At 52.2% G+C, this 3,559-nt stretch carries 3 protein-coding genes; all 3 read right to left on the bottom strand.

Features of this window, described 5'->3' with window-relative positions; all coding sequences use genetic code 11:
- Positions 1 to 54: 54 nt before the first annotated feature.
- Entirely contained in the window at positions 55 to 954 is a 900-nt protein-coding gene (gene nhaR, locus FDW87_RS16345) for a transcriptional activator NhaR (RefSeq protein ID WP_016155652.1), read from the bottom strand.
- Positions 955 to 992: 38 nt separating this feature from the next.
- Positions 993 to 2,159: a Na+/H+ antiporter NhaA gene (nhaA, locus tag FDW87_RS16350; RefSeq protein ID WP_019078332.1), complete on the bottom strand. Its 1,167-nt coding sequence runs from the start codon at positions 2,157 to 2,159 to the stop codon at positions 993 to 995.
- 209 nt (positions 2,160 to 2,368) lie between these two features.
- Positions 2,369 to 3,502: a molecular chaperone DnaJ gene (gene dnaJ, locus FDW87_RS16355; RefSeq protein WP_008786151.1), complete on the bottom strand. Its 1,134-nt coding sequence runs from the start codon at positions 3,500 to 3,502 to the stop codon at positions 2,369 to 2,371.
- Between the last annotated feature and the right edge of the window lie 57 nt (positions 3,503 to 3,559).

Genomic DNA, 3,559 nt, shown 5'->3' on the forward strand with positions numbered 1-3,559 from the left:
ACCGACTGGCCGAGTAACCCCCCCACAATATGAAGTATGACGAGTGCGCCTTGATTATTTACCCGCAGAAATAAATAGTGCCGAGTAATCAGTATTGCAAATACGCTGCACCGCTGGATGCTGGATCATTCTTTCCGCAAATATGGCGTGATACTCCTCCATCACATTCTCTACGCGTCCAATTTCAACAATTGAATCATCGGCATAGAAATTGTGGGAATAAAGCGTAGGCGCAACAAAAATAGCGTTATGCGTTGCGCCAAACGCTTTCATCAGCGCGGCGTCATCAAACTCGCCAAGGATTTCAACGTTCAGCCCTTGTGAGTTAATCCAGTTCAACAGCTTACGCCCGAGCATCGAACGGCGTCCAGGGATCAGCAATCGACGCTCTTCTAGGCAGGCCGGAAATGGTTTCTCAGGCAATGGCTGGGTGCACCAAAAGCTCACGCTGCATTCGCCAATCCGCACTGAGAACAACCCTTCCTGCTGCGTAGAATCGATCGGGCAGTCGGAGATAATCATATCCAGTTTATGCTGGCTGAGCTGATCAAGCAGCATCTCGTGCGTTGATTCAAAACAACGCAGATGGATTTGTTCATCTTCAACGACTGCGGCATTCAGCACGCTGCTGACCAGCTGTTTGGACAACGCATCCGCCACGCCGACATCGAACAGTAAATTCGACTCTTTGCGGTAGTTCACGATATCCAGCATTTCCTGGCTTAGCGTGAACATCTTATCCGCATAACGAAAAACCAATTCGCCTAATTCGCTGGGCTCCAGTCCACGCCCCTTCCGCTTGAACAACTTTCCCTGTAAGCGTTCCTCAAGCGCTTTAATCTGCCCGGTAATGGTCTGCGGTGTCAGATAAAGCGCCTCTGCTGCACCAACCACCGATCCTTCTTTATAGACATGCCAAAAGTAGTACAGGTGGTTGTAGTTTATATGAGACATACTCTCTCCCTGAAAATTGTCACGAAAGGGTTATCCCGTCAGGCTGCTGCGTTCAACCGGGTACGTAACCAGCAGTAACCTATTACCGCCGACAGCAAAGAACCGATCAGGATCCCCAGTTTCGCCCAGTTAATCAGCTCAGGATCGACGGTCCCAAACGCCAGGCTGGCGATGAAAATCGACATCGTAAAGCCAATGCCGCACAGAATGCCGACCGCCATAATTTGCTGGAAATTCGTTCCCTCCGGCAATTGCGCCACCCTGAAGCGTAACGCCAGCCAGCAAAAGAGGCTTATACCCAGTGGTTTCCCGATTAACAGGCCAGCAATGATCCCCAGCGGTAACACCGAGGTCAGTCCATCAATGGTGACGCCCTGCAGTGAGACGCCCGCGTTAGCGAAGGCAAACAACGGTAGGATCAGATATGCCACCCACGGGTGCAGAACATGCTCCAGACGCTTCGCCGGTGAACGCCCGTGTTTTTCCTTCAACGGAATGAAGAAACCGACGATCACACCCGCCAGAGTTGCATGCACGCCAGACTTCAGTACGGCCGTCCACAGCACTACACCAACCAGAATATAAATACCGGTACGTCTTACACCGCACAGATTCAATGCTGCCAGGACAAGGATCGCGCACGCGGCAACGCCCAGCGACAACAGCGAGAGATCGCTGGTGTAGAACAACGCGATGATCACAATAGCGCCGAGGTCATCGATTATCGCCAGCGCCATCAGGAAGATTTTCAACGCCAGTGGGACACGGCTGCCCAACAGCGCCAGCACGCCTAATGCAAAAGCGATATCCGTTGCCGCCGGGATCGCCCAACCCTCACGGGTGATAGGGTCAGCATAGTTGAATGCCAGATACAGCAGCGCCGGGACAATCATGCCCCCGATAGCGGCAATGATCGGAAACGCCGCCTGGCGCAGACTGGCCAGCGAACCTTGCATTAACTCGCGCTTCACTTCCAAACCGATCAACAGGAAGAACACCGCCATCAACGCGTCATTGATCCACAGCAGCATATTTTTGTTGATCTCAAGCGCGCCAACCCGCAGTTGAACGGGCGTTTCCAGAAAGGCGTGGTACCATCCACTGGTAACCCCGATATTTGCCATCAGCATAGCAACCACGGCAGCGATGATCAGAATGATGCCCCCGGAGGCGTCACTACTAAAAAAACGATGCAGATGTTTCACTTTTATTCTCTCTATTGGGTGAATACTTCGTAAATACTATCTTACACCTTCAGAAAGCTCGTTAAAATTAGATTATTCATGATGAATAGATCGATTTTAACGAGCTATTAAAATAAAGTCGTTCAGGATTTTCCGAACGGAAAACAGAAATAAAAAAGCCTGAAACTTTTCAGTCCCAGGCTTTTTATCAAAGATTATTGAGTCGAGAATTAGCGCGTCAAATCGTCAAAAAATTTCTTCACACCGTCGAAGAAGCTTTTAGAGCGCGGACTGTTTTGCTCGCCGGTCGGGCCGCCAAAGCTGTCCTGCAGATCTTTCAGCAACTGCTTCTGCTTGTCGTTGAGGCCTACCGGGGTTTCAACGACCACACGGCACAGCAGATCGCCCTGTGCGCCGCCGCGTACTGACTTAACGCCTTTACCACGCATGCGGAACAGTTTGCCGGTCTGCGTTTCGCCCGGAATTTTTAACTTCACGCGACCGTCCAGCGTCGGCACTTCAATCTCGCCGCCCAGCGCTGCCATCGCAAAGTTAATCGGCACTTCGCAGTACAGGTTATTGCCTTCACGTTCGAAAATTGGGTGCTGTTTTACCTGCACCTGAACGTACAAGTCGCCTGCTGGCGCGCCATGTTCACCGGCTTCACCTTCACCCGCTAAACGAATACGGTCGCCAGTATCAACCCCTGCCGGGATCTTAACGGACAGCGTTTTGCTCTTCTCAACGCGACCATGACCATGGCATTTGTTGCACGGGTCTTTAATCAACGTACCGCGGCCCTGACAGTGTGGACAGGTCTGCTGTACGGCAAAAAAGCCCTGACGCATCTGCACCTGACCAGAACCGTGACAGGTTGGACAGGTCTGGGGTTGCGTGCCCGCCTTCGCACCACTGCCGTGGCAAACATCACACTCTTCCAGCGTCGGAATACGGATCTCTTTGGTGACGCCACGCACGGCTTCTTCCAGAGTGAGATCCATGTTGTAACGTAAATCAGCACCACGTGAGGCGCGCTGACGACCGCGACCGCCGCCAAAGATATCGCCAAACACGTCACCAAAGATATCGCTGAAGTCGGCCCCGCCGCCAAAACCGCCACCGCCGCCCATACCACCTTGCTCAAACGCTGCATGGCCGTACTGATCATAAGCCGCACGTTTTTGCGCATCGGTGAGGATCTCGTACGCTTCTTTGATCTCTTTAAACTTGGCTTCGGCCTCTTTATCACCCTGGTTGCGGTCCGGGTGATATTTCATGGCCAGGCGCTTGTAGGCCTTTTTGATTTCACGCTCTTCCGCTGATTTGGAAACGCCTAAAATCTCGTAATAGTCTTGCTTAGCCATCTCTTTTTATCTGCCCCTAACATGCGTGCACGGGCGGAGAGGAAACCTCTTCGCCCG

Source organism: Citrobacter sp. wls826, from assembly GCF_005281245.1.
Classification (GTDB): Bacteria; Pseudomonadota; Gammaproteobacteria; order Enterobacterales; family Enterobacteriaceae; genus Citrobacter; species Citrobacter braakii.

Excerpts from the sequence above, each read along its gene's own strand:
- dnaJ (WP_008786151.1), bottom strand. The coding sequence starts at position 3,502 with ATGGCTAAGCAAGACTATTACGAGATTTTAGGCGTTTCCAAATCAGCG.
- nhaR (WP_016155652.1), bottom strand. The coding sequence starts at position 954 with ATGTCTCATATAAACTACAACCACCTGTACTACTTTTGGCATGTCTAT.